At 63.5% G+C, this 14,825-nt stretch carries 8 protein-coding genes; all 8 read left to right on the plus strand.

Annotation, left to right across the window (positions count from 1 at the left end):
• Positions 1-24 precede the first annotated feature (24 nt).
• The 8 genes from CDV46_RS24925 (at position 25) to CDV46_RS24960 (ending at position 14,825) form a co-directional block, all read left to right on the plus strand.
• Positions 25-327 carry a PAAR domain-containing protein gene (locus tag CDV46_RS24925; RefSeq protein WP_087687614.1) on the plus strand — a complete coding sequence of 101 codons (303 nt, stop codon included), beginning with the start codon at positions 25-27 and terminating at the stop codon, positions 325-327.
• A 67-nt stretch (positions 328-394) separates the two neighbouring features.
• Entirely contained in the window at positions 395-832 is a 438-nt protein-coding gene (locus CDV46_RS24930) for a GPW/gp25 family protein (RefSeq protein ID WP_087725658.1), read from the plus strand.
• Between the two features lie 61 nt (positions 833-893).
• Positions 894-4,793 (plus strand): baseplate J/gp47 family protein, encoded by a 3,900-nt coding sequence (locus CDV46_RS24935; protein ID WP_087725660.1) that lies wholly within the window; start codon positions 894-896, stop codon positions 4,791-4,793.
• Positions 4,783-5,601: a hypothetical protein gene (locus CDV46_RS24940; protein WP_087725661.1), complete on the plus strand. Its 819-nt coding sequence runs from the start codon at positions 4,783-4,785 to the stop codon at positions 5,599-5,601. Before CDV46_RS24935 ends, CDV46_RS24940 begins: the two co-directional genes overlap by 11 nt.
• Positions 5,598-5,939, plus strand: coding sequence for a hypothetical protein (locus tag CDV46_RS24945; protein WP_087687610.1), 342 nt, complete (start codon positions 5,598-5,600; stop codon positions 5,937-5,939). Before CDV46_RS24940 ends, CDV46_RS24945 begins: the two co-directional genes overlap by 4 nt.
• Positions 5,936-8,509, plus strand: coding sequence for a hypothetical protein (locus CDV46_RS24950; RefSeq protein ID WP_087725663.1), 2,574 nt, complete (start codon positions 5,936-5,938; stop codon positions 8,507-8,509). Before CDV46_RS24945 ends, CDV46_RS24950 begins: the two co-directional genes overlap by 4 nt.
• Before the next feature lie 2 nt (positions 8,510-8,511).
• On the plus strand, positions 8,512-13,452 hold the full coding sequence (locus tag CDV46_RS24955) for a contractile injection system tape measure protein (protein WP_087725665.1): 4,941 nt from the start codon (positions 8,512-8,514) through the stop codon (positions 13,450-13,452).
• Complete coding sequence (locus CDV46_RS24960) at positions 13,449-14,825, plus strand: ATP-binding protein (RefSeq protein ID WP_087726087.1); 1,377 nt, start codon at positions 13,449-13,451, stop codon at positions 14,823-14,825. The genes CDV46_RS24955 and CDV46_RS24960 overlap by 4 nt, the downstream gene beginning before the upstream one ends.

A 14,825-nucleotide genomic window follows, 5' to 3' on the forward strand; every position in this document is an offset into this window, starting at 1 on the left:
GCGTGATCACAAGGAGACAGGAACATGCCACTCGCCGCACGACTGACTGACATGCACGTGTGTCCCATGCAGACGCCGGCCGTACCGGTGCCCATTCCGCACGTGGGCGGCCCGATTCTCGGTCCGTGCGTGCCGACGGTGCTCGTCGGCAAACTGCCGGCGGCTGTCGTGACCGACAACTGCCTCTGCGTCGGGCCGCCGGATTCCATTGTCATGGGGTCGACGAGCGTGCTGATCGGCGGGAAACCGGCCGCACGCGTCGGCGATACCTGTGCGCATGGCGGTGCGATTTCGATGGGCTGTCCAACGGTGCTGATCGGCGGCTAAGGCTGGCGGCGCAGACAACGCAAGCAAGAACGAAAGTCAAAACAAAACGGATCGGGGGAAAGCACGCGTGAGCACCGACAAATCGTTTCTCGGCACTGGCTGGGCGTTTCCGCCGCGATTCGGCGACAGCGCCGCGCGGGGGCGCACGCAGATGGTGGAGGCCGAAGCTGACATCCATGAAAGCCTGCGCATCATCCTGTCGACGGTGCCGGGCGAGCGGATCATGCAGCCGACCTTCGGATGCGGCATCAAGGCCTACGTGTTCGACGAGATCAGCGAGAGCGTGCTCACCGAGATACGCGATGCGATCGAGCGCGCCATTCTGTTCTTCGAGCCGCGGATTACTGTCGAACAGATCGTCATTGACTCGTCGGCGGCCATGGAAGGGCGTATCGACGTGCTCATCGACTACACGGTGCGCGGGACGAACACGCGCAGCAACATGGTCTACCCGTTCTACTTCCTTGAAGGGACCAACTTGCCGGACAAGCAGATGGATCGCTGAAACCTGCGCTGAGAACTGCACTTGGCACTGATACCGACAGAAAGAACGAGCCGACCACCCGATGTACAACCTCATCATTCGCGATGGCACCAGTCAGGCGATGCGGGCACTGCCCGCGTTGCAGGACGGCTATTTCCATCTCGATGAGCTGTCGTTCCACGAGTTGCTCGCGATCGTGACGGAGTTTGCTTCACTGGTGCACTTTCACAACGCGGAGAATGTGCCGGAAGGGGACTGGACACCGTTCTTCCGCGCCGACGAAACCGTGGTCATGAGCCGCATTCTGGCGTTCGATCTGGCGCGTGAGACCGCGCGCTTCGCCCAGTGGTGGCGCAACACGCCCGAGCATGTCGGCGTCAGCGCCAATGGAGACAGTTCGGGCTGGACGCTGCAAGCCTCGCCCGTCACCGAACTGGTGATCACGCTCAACGACTGGTATGCCGCGCTGGCGCAGGCGCAGAGCGACAACGGACTGGGCTTGCGCACGGTGCTGCGCGCCGTGATCGTGCAGTTGAGCGTCGACCGGTCCGGCATTCTTGGCGCCTTACGGGCAGTGGGGGGACACGTACCGCTCGATCCGATCTGGTCGGCCGGGTTGGCGACGCCGATCACGCTCTCCGGCAGCGATACCGGTGGCCTCGACGCCGACCGCATCGCACGTGCGGGGGCGCAGCTCACCAAAGCCGATGTCCGCACCGACTTTCACGCGTACATGAAGGCAATCGAAATGGTCCGCAGGGAGGCTCTTGCACGGCTGCCCGCATCGTTGCACAACGGCGTCCACGATCCGGCCATCGGCCTGCTGATTGCCTTCGTGCAGCAATTCCAGAAGCTGCAAGGCAAGCTCAACGGATATACGCGCCGTTTCATCGACTTCTACTACGACCGCATGCTCGGCAGCGCGCCGCGCGCCACCATCCCCGATCACACGTGGCTGGTTTTCAAACGTATCCCGGACGCGCGCGACGTCGTCGTGCCGGCGGGCACCGAATTCCCGGCCGGGGTCGATGCCCGGAGTCGCGACATTCTCTATGTTGCCGAGAACGAGTTGCAGGTGTCCGACGCCCGCGTGGCGCAGGTGCAAACGCTTTACCTCGATCACAACGGCTACAGCGCGCCGGAAAACCTGCTGGCCGACGACGACGCTGTGCCAAGAGGCGCTCCGGTAACCGGGCGGACGTGGCCCACGGCGGCGTGGTTCCAGCCGGTGCCGGTCGCACCGCCCGGTGCCGATCACACGCAAGCCTGGCCGGTGCTGGGTGCACCCAAAGCCGGCATGGGAAGCGGCCCCCATCGGGACGCTCGCATTGGCTTCGCGCTGTCGAGCAAGGTGCTTTTGCTCAAGGAAGGCGATCGCCGTATCACGGTGACGGTCACGTTCGCCGACGACACGCTGATGCAGCGGCTGGACCGGGTGGCCGACGCGATGCTCGGCATGACGCCGGCGAGCCCGGAGGGTGTTGCGCCGGGGCAGACGGCAGACGACGTCGACAACAGCCCGGTCGCGGTAGAACTGCGCCGCAACGACATCTTCCTGAAAATCTTCCGCAGCATCTTCGTAGTTGGGCTGACGGGCGAATTCGGCTGGATCGACATTCCGGGCTACGTGCCGTTTTTCGACGGCGGCGTGCTTAGGCTGAGCTTCGAGTTGCCGCCCGAATCGCCGAGCGTGGTGGCCTATTCGCCGGCGCTGCATGGCGAGCAGTTCGACGTCGATACGCCGTTGCTGCGTTGCGTGATCAACCCGGGGGCGTATCTGTTCCCGTACGGCATGCTGCGCGATCTGGCAGTGACCGGGGCGCGTATCGATGTGGAAGCGCGAGGCTGCCGCGACCTCGTTCTGCAAAACAACATCGGGCAACTCAGCGCCGCGACGCCATTCGCACCGTTCGGGCCATTGGCCCGGCTGGGCAGCTACCTGATCGTCGGCAGTACCGAGATGGCGTCGAAGCGCATCACCGACTTTCGCGTGGAAATCGAGTGGGCCGACCTGCCGCGCGTCACGGGCGGGTTCGGCGCTTGGTACGACGGCTACGACGTGCGCCTCGCCAACGAGGATTATCTGGCTACGGTCGCCGTATTGGCCAAGGGGGTGTGGACGCCCGCCAGCGAATTGTCACGTCCGAGCGTGCCGATGTTCCGCACGCGGGTACAGCCGGGGCAGGGTGAACGTATCGACACGCGGATCGTCTGGCGCGCCGGTCAACTGGCACATTTGTTCGAACCGGACGCAGGCGTGAGCGCGGCCCAGCCGCTGACGTGGGGGCCGGGCGCGAAGAACGGTTTCTTCAAATTCACGTTTGCGGCACCGGCCTTTGCCTTCGGTCATGAGACCTACGCGCAGGCGCTGTCGGCGACGATGATGGCCAACGCACGCCGCCGGCGCTGGCGTGGGCAGCGCGCTGTGCCGCGTGCGCCGTATACGCCGTTGATCAATGCGATCTCGATCGACTATTGCGCGACGGGGACGATTCGTGTCGACCGGTTGCCGAATGGCGACGACGACGGCCGCTTCCTGCATCTGTTTCCGTCGGGATGGGAGACGCTTGGCCTCAAGAGCTATCCGGCGCCCGCACTGCTGCCGCGTTTCGAGGCGGCCGGTAATCTTTACGTCGGCATTGCCGCCGGTGACCTCGGCAAGACGCTGACGCTGCTCTTCGAGCTTCGCGAAGACTCGCAACCGGTGCCGCCGACCAACGAAGACACCGAAGACGGATCTGCCGACACCGCAGGACTGCGCTGGAGTTACCTGACGAACAACGTGTGGAAGCCCTTGCCGCGTCGCTACATCGTGGCCGACGGCACGCATCACTTCATGACCTCAGGCATCGTGACGCTGCGGGTGCCGGGCGACATCGACTGCCACAACACCGTCATGCCGGATGGGCTTTACTGGCTGCGTGTCAGCGCCGATCGCGACATGGAGAAGTATTGCAGCCTGTATGCCATCCATGCGCAGGCCGTGCAGGTGCACCGTGGGCAGGACGTGCCGCCCGAAGTGCCGATGGTTTTGCCTGCCGGCAGTATCGTGCGCGGCCGCCGTCCGCTGCCGGGCATCACGGGCATCGTGCAACCGCTGCCATCCTGCGGCGGCCGGGCAGCCGAGACGCGTGAGCAGATGCGCACACGCATCAGCGAGCGCCTGCGGCACAAGCAACGCGCGATCTCGCCGGCCGATTACGAGTCGATGATTCTCGAAGCGTTTGCCGATGTGTTCAAGGTCAAGTGTTTTGCGAATCTCACCACGGCGCACGGCCCGTTCGACTGCGTGCGACCCGGTCGTGCGCTGGTCGTGCCGTTGCCTTACTGGCCCGCGTTACCGGCCGACGAGCAGATGCCGATGCTCGACGGCAACCTCATGCAGGAGATCGCGGCGTTCGTGAACACGCTGTCCTCGCCGTGGGCCCATGTGTCGGTAGAGAACCCCGTCTACGAACGCATTCAGGTGCGTTGCAAGGTGCGCTTTTCGGACGTGTCGGGCAATGGGCGCTACATCGCCATGCTCAACGCGGCGATCTCGCACTACCTCACACCGTGGCAGGACGACGTGGGCTATCGCACGCACTTCGGCTGGCGTATCCGGCAGCACGATCTGGAGGCGTTTATCGGCTCGTTGCCTTACGTGCAGAACGTCTCCGGCTTTTCGATGCTGCGTATTGCCGCCAAACCGTCTGCCGTGCCGCCGGCGTCAGCTACGTCACCGGCCACGCCTGTCGTGTGGACCTCGGCAGATGTGCAAACGTATTCGCTGTTCGATACGGCAGACCCCGCCAACACCGGCAGCACGAAGGGCCAGACCGATATCACGCCGCTCTACCCGTGGAGCATTGCCATTCCGGTCGCCCGTCACGCCATCGAAGCGGTCGACGACGGCGTTGACTACCCGGGCGTACCCACTGCGCTCAGCCGCCTCGAAATCGGCACCACTTTCATCATCTCGGACGACCCCCATGACCAATAAGCCCATGGCCCGCCGTAATCGCGACACGCTCCGGAGCAAGTTCGGCAACGGTGAAATGCCGTCCGCGACGGCCTTCTCGGAACTGATCGACTCGATGCTCAACATCGTCGATGAAGGGTTCGACAAGACGCCCGTGGATGGCCTCAAGGTCTCGCAACTCAATCAGGGCAAGCTGCTCAGCTTCTATCAAAACATCGACGTGAAGAGCCCTATCTGGTCGGTGCAACTGGATGGGCCGGGCGGGGGGCTTGCCTTCGGGAACGCGCGCAATCCCGCCGTGCTGACATTGCGCCAGTTGCCGGGCGCATCGGACGCGCAGTCGGCGCGGCAGGCCAGCGATGCGCCGGACTTTGAACTAGATATGGCCGGGCGGATTGTCGCTGACGGACGGCGTGGCCGCCCGGGCAGCCGCAGCGTGCCCGCCGACGGCAAGTGGCACGACATCACCGACACGCTCACCGGCTGTAATGCATTCGAGATCATGGCGGGCGTGGGCAAGCGAGGCAGCGGCAAATATGCGTTGATGCACGCGTATGCCGTCATGGCCTTCAATGGCAAAGGCGACATCGATTACCGTCAATCGCACTTCGGCAGCAAGTGCAACCGGCTGCAATTGCAGTGGATCGATGCGCCCGATGGGGCCAAGCACAACTACATTTTGCAAATGCGTGTCGGCTGTCCTTACGACAGTACGCGCGACAGTGCAGGCGCTGACCGGACGTGGGTGACCTACTACCTGACCAATCTGTGGTTCGACCCGGACATGCAGACGAGCGCCGTCGACCCCGAACCGAAGGTGCAGGCATGAGTACGCCGTCCACCACCTTCGACATCGTGCTTGCGGCCGACGACGCGCAATTGGTCATGGCGGCGTTGGCAGAGTTGCCGTTCAAGCGCGTATACGAACTGATCGGCACACTGAACCGGCAAGCCAACGAGGCGGGCGCGGGGGAAGCCATTGCGTGTGCACTGAGCGCGCCTGCCTTCGCGCTGATCGTTGAAGCATTGGGGCACCTGCCGTATCACCGGGTGCATACACTGATCGATGCGATGAAGGCGCAATTGAACAGCGCCCGCATCGCGTTGGACGAGGCTGGCGACGACGCCACGCGCGCACGCGGCATTCGGGGTGTGGTCAGCCGATGAACGCGCCTGAGTCCATCGCCCGATTCGCCCCCGATCCCCATGGGCTCGATTTCGATGCGCTGCGCCGCGCAGGCATTGCCACGCTGCAAGCCTTGTGCGGGGATCGCTGGACTGACTACAACCTGCACGATCCGGGCGTCACGATTCTCGAGCAGCTTTGCTACGCGATCACCGAACTCGGCTATCGCTCGGACTTCGCACCTGAGGATTATCTGGTCGGTCCGACGGGCGAAATCGATTACCGGCGGCACGCCTTGCACCCGGCAGACGAGATTCTGCCGAGTCAGGTGCTCACGGTCGACGATTACCGCAAGCTGTTCTACGACTCGATTCCCGAGCTGGAGGATGTCTGGCTGAGTTGTGAGCCCGATGCGTCGGCCGGCGCGGGCGGGGCTCGCGGACTGTACCGGGTACTGGTCAAGCTCAGCGAAACCTTGACAGGGGAACTGTCGGGAGAGGCGCAGGCCGCGATGGAGGCCGACGTGCGCAAGCGCATCTTCGAGGTCTTCAACGCCCATCGCAACCTTGGCGAAGACTTGGCCGGCGTGCGCGTGGTGCCTGCGCAGGCGGTCTACCTGAGTGGCGACGTGCAGATTCACAGCGAGCGCGACCCGGCGTCAATCTTCGCGGAGATCTACTTCCGGTGTGCGCAGGCGGTGCTCTCGGGGTTTCAGGTCGAGCGCTACGTCAAGGCCTTTGCGGCAGGGGTACCGCTCGATATCCTGTTTTCCGGTCCGCGCACGGTGCACGGATTCATCGCGAGTACCGGGGCGCAGGCGCCCGGCTCACCGATTGCGATCTCGAAACTGGTCGGACTGGTGCAGGAGGTCGAAGGCGTGGCGCACGTGCAGCGGCTCGCCCTGTGCGATGCCCACGGGCACCCGATTGGCACGGACATGGCGGCGGACGCCGTGCTGCGCCTGCGATTCCCGGGGGATGCCCAGAGTGCATTTCTGCGTTTGCACTTTGCCAGCAGTGCCGTCGGCACCGATACGACGCCCGCCGCGCATGCCGTCGAGCAACGGCGCGAAGACAAGGCACGTGTGGTGCTGGACGATGCGCGCGTGGCACTGGCGAAGGCGCGCTTCGAGTTCGATACCTTGCGTAACACGCCGCAATCGGTGGTGGGGATCGTACCCGCACCGCAGGGCGAGACGCGCGAGCTGAGCGATTATTTCTCGATTCAGCATCAGTTTCCGGCGATCTACGGCATCAACCATTTCGGCGTGCCGCCGTCCGCACCGCTGGCGCATAAGGTCAGCGCGAAGCAACTGAAGGCCTATCTGTATCTGGCCGAGCAGTTGATGGCCAACTATCTGGAGAACCTGCAATCGGTCGGACGGATGTTCTCCGTTGACGATCTGCACCAGACCTACTTCTCGCAGTTGATCGGCGACGATGCACTGCCGGATATCGAATCGCTGTATGTCGAGGCGCCGGAGGACGTGCGCAAAGCCCTCACGCATATCGTGTCGCGCAAGGACCGGGCGGAGGACCGGCGCAGCCGGTTGCTGGATGTGTTGCTCGCGATGTATGGCGAAACGTTCTCGCAGAAGTCGCTGCGCCGTTTCGACGACTACCAGGACAAGCACGCGACGCACTGGCTGGTGAACAACAAGCTTGAATTCTTGCGCCATATCGCGACGCTCTCGCGTGACCGGGCGACGGCGTTCGACGTAGGTGTGCCCGAGCGGCGTCTTGATGGCCGGCCCAACGTTGCCGGGGTCCACGCCAAGATCGCGATTCTGCTGGGGTTGCCTGCCGAGCCGTCAGAACATCCGCTGAGCGAGACGCTGTTGCAGTGGCGGCTGCGCCTGCGGGCCGACAACGTGGCCACGGCTGACGACTACGAGCGCGCGGCTGCCCGGTTGGTGGTGCTGGCGGGGCGGGGCGCTCCCGGTGCGGAACCATCAAAGGGCGAGTCCCGGCAAGAAGATTTGCTGCCTGTGGGGCTTCTCGTGCATGGCGTACGGCTGGAAAACTACGTGCTTGAGCAGCATGGCGAGGAAGTGCATGTGCATTTCCGCACACATGACGAGCGCTTGGGTGACGTGCGACTGGCGAAGTTCAAACGCGCGGGCGCCGTCACGCATGCCGATAGATACGTGCAGACGTTGCGCAGTTTTCTGTGCAAATTGAATGTGCAGTCCGAGGGGTTTTATCTGGTCGAGCATGTGTTGCTTCGCCCGCGCTATCGCAACGCTGAGGCGGCAGCGGCAGCTGAGCGGGGGCAAGTGCCCGATGTGGCGTTCTTCGATGCCCGCGTGAGCATTGTGTTCCCGGCGTGGACGGCAAGGTTCAGCGATCCCGACTTTCGAAACCTTGCGCAGGAGACGGTTTGCCGCAATCTGCCGGCGCACTTGCTGCCGGAATTCCACTGGATGGATTTCGTGACGATGCGCGACTTCGAGCATCGCTACGACTTGTGGCGGACGCGCCTGCGCGAAGACATTACCCGCACCGACTCACGCCGCCTCGATGCCACCAGCGCGAGTCTCGCGTCGTTGCTCATGCGTCAGCGGCATGAGCGGCATGAGCGGCGTGATCAAAGTCTGACGTTGTGGGTGTAGCGATGAATATGCGACATCGCATCGATCATCTGGCGTTCGACCTGACCTTCACGGCAGGCGGGCTGGACATGTCGCAAAGCGATGCGCTGCGCGCACTGGTGGTTGACCGGCTATTACCGGTGGTGGCGTCTGTGTTTGACACGCGTGCGCCCGGCGATGCTGTCGTTCGCATTGACCAGCTCGAAGTTGATCTTGGTGATGTGGCGATGGCTGACTTGCCCGAAGCGCTGGCGGAAGGCTTGTCCGACGCGCTTGAGCAGGTACTGGCGGGGCGTGAATTTTCCACGCGCGGGCAGCGCAATTCCGTGGTTTCACACTTTTCGTCTGCCGTGGAAGCCGACGCTGCGGAACTGATTCAGTTCTTGAGGGACGGCCGGTTGCCGGCGCATGCGGCGACGGCAACCGCACTGGCGCACGACGGACGCGAGGCATCTTTGCACGCCCCGGCGTCAGGCGGGCACGGCACTGAGCAGCGAAAGGCGAGACCTGATGCGGCGGGCGCTTCGTTGGAGGCGCTGCTCGCGAGGGTACTGTCGGGCGACGTGGAGGCGGTACGACGCTTGTTGTGGGCCAGTGGGGATCGCGATGTGCAGATGGTGCGGTTGGCGCGGCAGTTCCCTGCTGCGCAGATCGAAGCGCTACTCCATGCATTAAGGCCTGCGGATGCCCAGCGCTGGTTAGCGGACTTGTACGCACTGGACCGCGCGCTTGCCGTCGCAGGTTGGGGGCGGGATGCGCGGGCTTCTGCACGGGTTGCTGCGAGCGAGAAGCTGTTGACGGTCGGCCTGACGCCGCTGGACGCCGGGACACTGCAAATGCCTTGGCACGACGTGTGGCAGGCCGTGTTGGGGTTTTCCGTCAACGAAACTGGCGCGATGGACAGCGGTGGCCTGAACGATGGCGTTGGCAGGCGAGCTATGCACGTCTGGCGGTTGGTGAGTGAGCGGCTCATCTCGGATGCACCCGCCATGCTGACGGTGCTGAGACGATTGGCGCGTGCTGGCGAGAGGGAGAGTGCTGCTCTCGACGGTATGGCGCGTCGGGAGGGGGAGATACTGCGAGCCGCAGAGGGCGGGATACGTCGTCCCCGCGAAACGCTAGCTCAAGCTGGTGCGACGGAAGCAACCGATGCTCCGGGTGGCTCACTTCACGATGGTGTTGTCGACCCGGCACGTGTGGTGCGGGCCGTTGCGGAAACGGAACCATCATCGCGAAGCGCTACGGCTTGGGGAAAATCAGACACGCGCCGTGAGGCTGCGGCCACCCACACTGACGCCGACACCGACACCGACACCGACACCGACACCGACATCGCTATTGCCAGAGACAATCTCGCAGTGCACGACGTCTTGCCGACCAAGACTGACGCAGTGCGTCCAATGGATGAGAGCGCCGAGACGTTGCTGCCATACGGCCCGTCGGCTGCACGCTCGCTTGCCCGCTTACGAACGCTGTTGGCGAAGGCGTTGACGCTAGGACAAGCGCAAGCGCTTTACGACATTTGGCCGCAGTTGATGTCCGACGCGCCCGCATTGCTTCGGGACGCGCTACGCCATTACGCGGCATACCCGGATCTACGCGACCGCATGGCGATGTCGCTTCCTGTGTCATTGCTGACCGATATGTTGTCGCTGCTTCAAGAGGAAACCGTTGCAGCGCGCCACGTCGGTGACGAGTCAATATCGGCGAAGGAATGGGACCACAGTTCACTTACCGGGTGGGCGCGTCGGCGCGCATGGTCTGAAGCGATTGAATCCGTCGTCACCGGGTTATCGGGTCATGCTGAGTTGCCTGCCGACGAAGGAGAGTTCGGCACGACGCCGACAACAAATCCGTATGTTCTCCAATCGTTGGCAGCCGAAGCCGAAGCCGAAGCCGAAGCCGAAGCCGAAGCCGAAGCCGACACTGTGTCGCTATCGACAGGCGCAGGGCGGGATCGACTGACCTCGGTGATGGCCGAGGATCGCGCGAGCGCTGAAGAACTTCGGCAAGCCCGGGACCTCGTCGAAAGTCCTGATCTGAGCCGACCTCCCCCGTTAAACGCGGCACCGGCATCGGAGACATCGTCAGAATTGCCGGGAACGCGCGCCTCTGGAGCCGCTAGCGTTATCGATGGCGAGCCCCCGACCCTCGTAGACGATGATTCGCCTCTCGACGCCGAGTCTTCGTTAAGTGCGTCGCTAATCTCCATCGGCGGACCGAAAGCGAACACGAACACTTCGAACGAGAACGAGAACGCGTTTGGGAGCGGGAGCGCTGAAGCGCCGGGAAGCCCTTCATCGGCGTCGGCGATTACGCCGCCAGCGCAAACGACAACACATACGCCCGCGCCAACGCCCACACCCATCGCGGACGGCGAAGCGTTTTCTACACAGGAGGGGGCGCAATCGTCCTCGGCAACTGAGTCGCCGGTCGCGGTGAACCCCGGCCAAGATGGTGGCGTCGGCGCGCGTGGACGGTTGATCGACGCATTGCTCAGCGGTTCGCCGGCCCGACTGTATGACGACTGGCCTGTCTGGTTGACTGAGCATGGCGAAATGCTTGTCGATGCGTTTCGGCACTACGGTCAACACGACGACGTGTTGAGTCGGATCGTAGCCGTGTTCCCTGAAGACATGCTGCTGGATCTGGCGGTGCTGTTGAGCCCGGGCGCGACGATGCACTGGCGCAGACTCAGGGCACTCTCTCGGCAGGATGCATTGACCGATCTTGAGCGTGCAGACGTTGACGCTGTCGTCGGAAACCCGCAAACCAATCACAGTGGGTCCGGTGCTGATCTGTCCGTTGGCACCACGGGTTCCGATTCAACCAGCCGCACGACGGGCCGCCAGACTGCTGAAGCAAGCAACGAACCGGAAGGCGTTGCGCAACGGGCTTCATCGCAGGGAGTGTCGACGACATTGTCCAACGCGTCCGTGGATGCTTGGAAGCGGGCGGTCTGGAAGGCGATATTCGGAAAGCTCATCCGCAACTCGTCCAATGTGTCGTCTACATCCGAAGGGTTGCATCACGTAGCACTCGGTGTGAGCCCTGTCGCATGGCAGCTTCGGTTGCTGGATCTATGGGAGCTGCGCTCAGCGTCCCACGTCGATCAGCCGACTGATGCCGATACCCGTCCAATGAGACACGTGGACGACCGCACCCAGCTTGAGGCTCACGCCATCCGCGCAGATATCGGAATGGAAGGATTGAGCGCTGGAACGGTCGACGCGGGGGCTACCGAGCCCAACGTGCCCAACGTGCCCAACGAGACCGCCGCCATCACCGAGATCAACGCGACCCGCGTCGCCAACGCTCATGACGCGGTGCCGCGGCTGTTGCACTTCCACCAGAGCGAAGTGCCGAAGGGCGCGTCGTTGGTGAGCCGAGCGGGGCGTTTATCGCAGGAGGCGCGCACGGTATTGCAGCGCTCACTTGACGAGAGCCGCGTGCAACTGACGTCCGGGCCAGATGGCATTTCGCCAGACGCATGGGCCAGCATCGTGGATATCGTCGTCACGGTGAGTGACGACATTCCGGCGGCGCATCGGGAAACCTTTTACGACGCCATCGTGGCGCACGCGCCCACTGCGCCACTTGAATCGCATGTGCCGCATGACGCTACCCGTGCTGTTGCCCGCTACTACGCCAGCGTTGCTGCCGGATTGGTGACCGGTGCGACGCTCGACCTTGAAGCGTTGAGCGAAGAGGCGTCGGCTGGGAGTACCGATAACGCCCGCACCGCCGACAGCATCGGTAACGCCAATAACGCCGACACCACCGACACCACCGACAGCGCGGTCCCCATCACAGCACCGGCAACGTTCACCGAATCCAGTCCGCCCCCCACTCAGCCGCATGCGCTGCCTACCGCGTCGCACCCCACTCAAGAGCCTCACCCAGACATGGCATCGACACCGCCCATCGATTACCTCGACTATCTCTCGTCGCCGGACTTCCGCAATGGCCGCGGGGCGCCGCCGGCCGGGCTGGATATCTGGTTGCGGCAGGCGATGCAAGCGGGGGCGTCTGCCTTGCGTCCCATCCTCTCGGCGGCGGCCAGCGACGACACGCTGGCAGCGCAATGGCTGGATCTCGTGCCCCCCGATCTGTGGCGCGGATTCGCCCGTCTGTCGCCGCGTGATACCGACGAAGTCGACCGGATGCTGCGCCTGTCGTCAGACGTCACCGACCTGTTCGCTCTGAGTGTCGACACCAGAGCGCCTGCCCAGTTGGAACGTACCCGGTGGCGACTGTTGTTCACGTGGTTGTTCGCCCCGCAGCGCGCCTATGCCCCAGCGAAATTGGCCGCCGCGCTCGTGGCCCGGCTGGCACAGGTAACCGGCAGTCAAATTCCGCCCGCGCTCGCAACCCGCGTGCGCGAACAAACCGGCATCGATCTCGGCATTGCTGCCGTCAGCGCGTCGGACCCGTCGCTCACACCCATGCAGGTCACGCACGCGGGGGCAGTCCTTGTCTGGCCATTCCTGCCACGCCTTTGGGACATGCTGTCGCTCGTCGAAGCATACGGGGACGGCCATCCGAAGCGGAGCCGATTTGTCAGCGATGCGGCGGCTGAGCGCGCCGTCTTGCTCCTGCATTACCTCGTCAGCGGAGACGACGAAGCGCCGGAGCCCCATTTGACGCTGCACAAGCTGCTCTGCGGCGTCGCCTTGAACGCGCCCGTCGCGCGTCGTATTGAAGTGACCGATGGCGAGCGCGAGATCATCGACCAGTTGCTCGTCGCGATGATTCAGCACTGGTCGGCGTTGGGGCATACCTCGCCGGCGGGACTGCGCGAGACCTTCCTGCAACGCCCCGGTAGATTGTCGATGGGGGAAAACGGCTGGCATCTCGATGTGCAACGCAGTGCTTTCGATGTGTTGCTCGACCGGCTGCCGTGGAGCTTCTCGACCGTGCAGCTGTCATGGATGCCGCTTCCGCTATGGGTGCAATGGACATGATCGATTCGACAACCCCGCCGACGGACGCGCTCATCGCCAACGCGGACAGTCTGTCGCGTGAAATCGCGTGGTTCAATGCGGTGCTCGAGACGCGCATGCATGCCTATTTCATGCATGAAGGCGGTCCGCATGACATCTACGCGCACGTACCGCCGGATCTGAAGGATGACCCGTCGCCGTTTGCTATCGCACTGCTAGGCTTGGGACTCGACTCGAACTTCGACGCGCGCGTCGTGTTGATGCTCGCCTTGTTGCCGCACATCCGGCCGCAGGCGCTCGACCTGTTGTTCACACAAAACAAGAACACCGAGCGGCAGTTCACCGAATTCGGCGGCTGGCGCGGTCAGCATCACAGCGGGCTGTTGCCCACCTGCGAAACTGCCGCGTTCGTGCTCGCCGGTGACGACCTCGCGCGTCGTTTCGAGATACTGCAATTGTTCGACGCCGATCACACGTTTGCCCGTGAGTCCGTCTTGCGTCTTGAGCGCCGCGCCGACGGTGAACCGGCACTCGCTGCCGCCTTGCACGTGGAACGCGACTTTCTCGAGCGATGCACCTCCGGCAGTGAACACAAGCCCGACTACAGCGCCGGATTTCCGGCCAAGCGCATCACCACGATGCGCGACTGGGACGACCTTGTTCTCGCACCTGAAGTCATCGACGAGATCGACCAGATCCGCCAATGGCTCGACGGTGGCGAAGCCGTCATGCGTCGCTGGCATCTCGATCGCATGGTCAAACCGGGCTTCCGGGCGCTGTTCTACGGACCGCCCGGCACCGGCAAGACGCTCACGGCATCGTTGCTCGGCAAGGCGGCTCACGTTGACGTCTACCGGATCGACCTGTCGAAAATCGTCTCGAAGTACATCGGTGAGACGGAGAAGAATATGGCCAACGTGTTCGATCAGGCGCAGAACAAGCGCTGGATTCTGTTCTTCGACGAAGCCGATGCGCTCTTCGGCAAGCGCACGGAAGGCAGTAGCGCGAACGATCGTCATGCGAATCAGGAAGTCGCATATCTGCTCCAGCGGATCGAAGACTACCCGGGTGTGGTGCTGCTGGCGACCAACCTGAAGGGCAACATCGACGAAGCCTTCGCACGACGGTTTCAGAGCGCTATCCATTTTCCGTTGCCCGACAGCGAGCAACGTCTGCGTCTCTGGAAGAGTTTGTTTCCCGAGCGACGCGGTCTGGCGGCCGATGTGGATCTGGTGACGCTGGCCGAAAACCATGTGCTTTCAGGCGGCGCACTGCTCAACGTCGCCCAGCACGCGGCCATGCGCGCCGAACGCGACGGTCGCGACACCGTATGTCAGGCCGACCTGCTGCGCGGCGTCCGGCGAGAACTCATCAAGGAAGGGCGGACGATCTGA

This window comes from Pandoraea sp. PE-S2T-3, from assembly GCF_002179965.1.
Classification (GTDB): domain Bacteria; phylum Pseudomonadota; class Gammaproteobacteria; order Burkholderiales; family Burkholderiaceae; genus Pandoraea.

Excerpts from the sequence above, each read along its gene's own strand:
- CDV46_RS24925 (WP_087687614.1), top strand. The coding sequence starts at position 25 with ATGCCACTCGCCGCACGACTGACTGACATGCACGTGTGTCCCATGCAG.
- CDV46_RS24955 (WP_087725665.1), top strand. The coding sequence starts at position 8,512 with ATGAATATGCGACATCGCATCGATCATCTGGCGTTCGACCTGACCTTC.
- CDV46_RS24940 (WP_087725661.1), top strand. The coding sequence starts at position 4,783 with ATGACCAATAAGCCCATGGCCCGCCGTAATCGCGACACGCTCCGGAGC.
- CDV46_RS24945 (WP_087687610.1), top strand. The coding sequence starts at position 5,598 with ATGAGTACGCCGTCCACCACCTTCGACATCGTGCTTGCGGCCGACGAC.
- CDV46_RS24935 (WP_087725660.1), top strand. The coding sequence starts at position 894 with ATGTACAACCTCATCATTCGCGATGGCACCAGTCAGGCGATGCGGGCA.
- CDV46_RS24950 (WP_087725663.1), top strand. The coding sequence starts at position 5,936 with ATGAACGCGCCTGAGTCCATCGCCCGATTCGCCCCCGATCCCCATGGG.
- CDV46_RS24960 (WP_087726087.1), top strand. The coding sequence starts at position 13,449 with ATGATCGATTCGACAACCCCGCCGACGGACGCGCTCATCGCCAACGCG.